Below are 2,495 nucleotides of genomic sequence, written 5' to 3'. Positions count from 1 at the left end.
TAGTACTGGGCATTGGGGTGATTTCTGGATTATTAAGTGTTTATAATGATATCAACCCCTGAAAAAATGAGCAAAAGAAACTGCGCAGTTACGGTGCAAAATCTGGTGCTAGTGCCTGCCCAGCAGCAAGAAGGCAGCACCCTAGAGTTAGCAAAACTAAACCGGGTGTTGGAGCAGGTGCCTCAAGATAAAACAATTGGTTATTCTCCCTACCTATATGGGATCGTCACAGGCAACAAGCAACGATTCGTGGCGGTTGGAGTAGACTTTTCTGGGATCCAAAAGGTTAGTCCTTACTGGAGATTAGATGGAGCCTGGCCCAGCGAAAATAACCAGATTGTGGTGGGTTCCGCCTTGGCGGAACAGCTGGAATTAAAAGTTGGCCAGAAACTGAGCATAACCGCGGAGGAAACAGGGAAAACTGAGAGCCTACAAGTGGTGGGCTTGGTTTCCACAGGCAGCACGGAAGATTATCAGGTGTTTCTGAAATTAGAAAAGGCCCAGGGCCTTCTGGACAAAGAGGGACAAATTCATACTGCCTATCTAAGTGTCATGGGAAATTCTGCAGAGTTAATTACCTTGGCCGAAACGATTAGCCAGGCCGAGCCGGACATTAAAGCAAACCCTATCCAGCAAATTGCCCGTTCAGAGGGCGTTATCCTTGAGAAAATTAGAACCTTGGTTTACCTAGTAGTCATAGTAATCCTAGCTTCAACATTGCTCTGTGTCTCCACAACTATGATGGCAATGGTCATGGAAAGGCGAAGGGAAATCGGCTTACGCAAGGCCTTGGGCGCAACCAACCGAGCCATTGCCGGTGAGTTTTTAGGGGAAAGCGCTCTCTTGGGTATTACTGGCGGGGTGTTGGGTTCCCTGGTGGGCTGGGGGATTGCCCAGATTATCGGGCTGAGTGTATTTAAAGCCTATATTACGCTTAGGCCTTCAGTGCTTATGGCGGTAATAATCTTATCTGTTCTGGTAGCCTGGGTTGCAGTGATCATGCCGGTACGGACAGCGGCCAACATTGAACCAGCCTTGGTACTTAAAGGGGAGTAGAAAGGGAGAAAAGTATGAACATCTTAGAATTAAAGAATGTAACCAAATCCTACGGCGATGTCCACGCCTTAAAGGATTTTAATCTAAGCGTCGCTCCAGGGGAATGGGTTTCCATAATGGGTCCATCCGGTTCCGGAAAAAGTACAATGCTAAATATTATTGGTTGTATGGATAAGCCTACCAGTGGCTCTGTTTTAATCGATGGCATCGAGGTAACTACCCGCTCAAACAAAGAATTAACCGAGGTTCGCAGGGAAAAAATAGGCTTGGTATTCCAGCAGTTTCACCTAATTCCTCACCTTACTGCCTTGGAAAATGTAATGGTGGCCCAGTATTATCACAGCCTTACCGACGAACAGGAAGCCCTCAAAGCCCTGGAACGGGTAGGCCTGGTTCAACGTGCCAAACACCTGCCTAGCCAACTTTCCGGCGGAGAACAGCAAAGGGTGTGCATTGCACGAGCGCTAATTAACTATCCCGCGTTAATTTTAGCGGACGAGCCGACAGGGAATTTGGATGAAGACAATGAAAAATTAGTAATTGAACTATTCCAGGAACTTCACAGGGAAGGGCACACGATTGTCATGGTTACCCATGACAATGAAGTAGGGGAATTGGCGCAGCGGAGAGTAAGACTAGAACATGGAAGGTTGACACAGATCGCATGAAAAAACGCGGACTTCTTTTAATCTTGGCGGTTTTCTTAGCAGTAATTCTAGCGGGGTGTAGCGGAACCAAAGAACCACCTCCAAAAGTGGCAAAAATTCCTGCCATTCCTCATGAGGTTACCCAAGACATGGACTGTAAGTCTTGCCATGGAAGCGGAGCTAATGGTGCAAAGATAACAAAGCATTTAGACCGGCCTAACTGTATCAGTTGTCATAAAATCAAGCAGTAAGTTAAGACTTATAGACCTTCCACCTAGTGGAGGGTCTATGGTGGGGTTAGTTCACAGATTACATAATATACCTGGCCGAATGTCAGGTGGAGAACAACAGCTGGTTGCGATTGCAAAGGCCTTGATTAATAAACCAGGAATTTTTTCGGGCAGATGAACCTACGGGTAATTTAGACCAAGCAAATAGTGAACTTATACTGGATGTATTTCGTAGCTTGCGAAAACAAGGACATACTGACACACCCCATTCAGCAACAAATATTGTTGCGGGGCATGTTATGCCTGATGGATATATATACATGAAGCCTTTGCGAGTTTTACAGTCTTAGCTTCAGCATAACCGAAAGCGTTTCTCAACCAGATATTAAAATTGAACAAAAATTGTGGGCTAAGTTTTAATATTGGAGGCTAAATCTGAAAATGGAAAAAAATGAGATATGCAATACATATAATAATAATTTCATTTATATCAATGGCTTTTTTTACGATTGGTGCTGGATATTATAAAAAATCAGTAGCAATTGAACAAAGTTCAGCTTTT

General features: G+C 44.6%; 4 protein-coding genes. All 4 read left to right on the top strand.

The window, feature by feature from the left end:
• The first annotated feature begins 66 nt into the window (after positions 1 to 66).
• The 4 genes from UF75_RS25395 to UF75_RS31200 are packed head-to-tail and all read left to right on the top strand — an operon-like array spanning position 67 to position 2,111.
• Positions 67 to 1,056, top strand: a complete 990-nt coding sequence (locus tag UF75_RS25395; protein WP_207642509.1) for an FtsX-like permease family protein — start codon at positions 67 to 69, stop codon at positions 1,054 to 1,056.
• A gap of 14 nt (positions 1,057 to 1,070) precedes the next feature.
• Positions 1,071 to 1,724: an ABC transporter ATP-binding protein gene (locus UF75_RS25390; protein ID WP_045577300.1), complete on the top strand. Its 654-nt coding sequence runs from the start codon at positions 1,071 to 1,073 to the stop codon at positions 1,722 to 1,724.
• Positions 1,721 to 1,954 carry a hypothetical protein gene (locus UF75_RS25385; RefSeq protein ID WP_045577299.1) on the top strand — a complete coding sequence of 78 codons (234 nt, stop codon included), beginning with the start codon at positions 1,721 to 1,723 and terminating at the stop codon, positions 1,952 to 1,954. Before UF75_RS25390 ends, UF75_RS25385 begins: the two co-directional genes overlap by 4 nt.
• Before the next feature lie 37 nt (positions 1,955 to 1,991).
• The gene (locus UF75_RS31200) at positions 1,992 to 2,111 is read left to right on the top strand and encodes an ATP-binding cassette domain-containing protein (RefSeq protein ID WP_348983106.1); all 120 of its coding nucleotides are present in this window, start codon (positions 1,992 to 1,994) and stop codon (positions 2,109 to 2,111) included.
• Positions 2,112 to 2,495 lie beyond the last annotated feature (384 nt).

This window comes from Desulfosporosinus sp. I2 (assembly GCF_000960765.1).
In the GTDB taxonomy this organism is placed as follows: Bacteria; Bacillota; Desulfitobacteriia; order Desulfitobacteriales; family Desulfitobacteriaceae; genus Desulfosporosinus.
This window is presented reverse-complemented; position numbering and strand designations above follow the sequence as displayed.

Coding starts and splice junctions, on each gene's coding strand:
- UF75_RS25395 (WP_207642509.1), top strand. CDS start 67: ATGAGCAAAAGAAACTGCGCAGTTACGGTGCAAAATCTGGTGCTAGTG.
- UF75_RS31200 (WP_348983106.1), top strand. CDS start 1,992: ATGGTGGGGTTAGTTCACAGATTACATAATATACCTGGCCGAATGTCA.
- UF75_RS25390 (WP_045577300.1), top strand. CDS start 1,071: ATGAACATCTTAGAATTAAAGAATGTAACCAAATCCTACGGCGATGTC.
- UF75_RS25385 (WP_045577299.1), top strand. CDS start 1,721: ATGAAAAAACGCGGACTTCTTTTAATCTTGGCGGTTTTCTTAGCAGTA.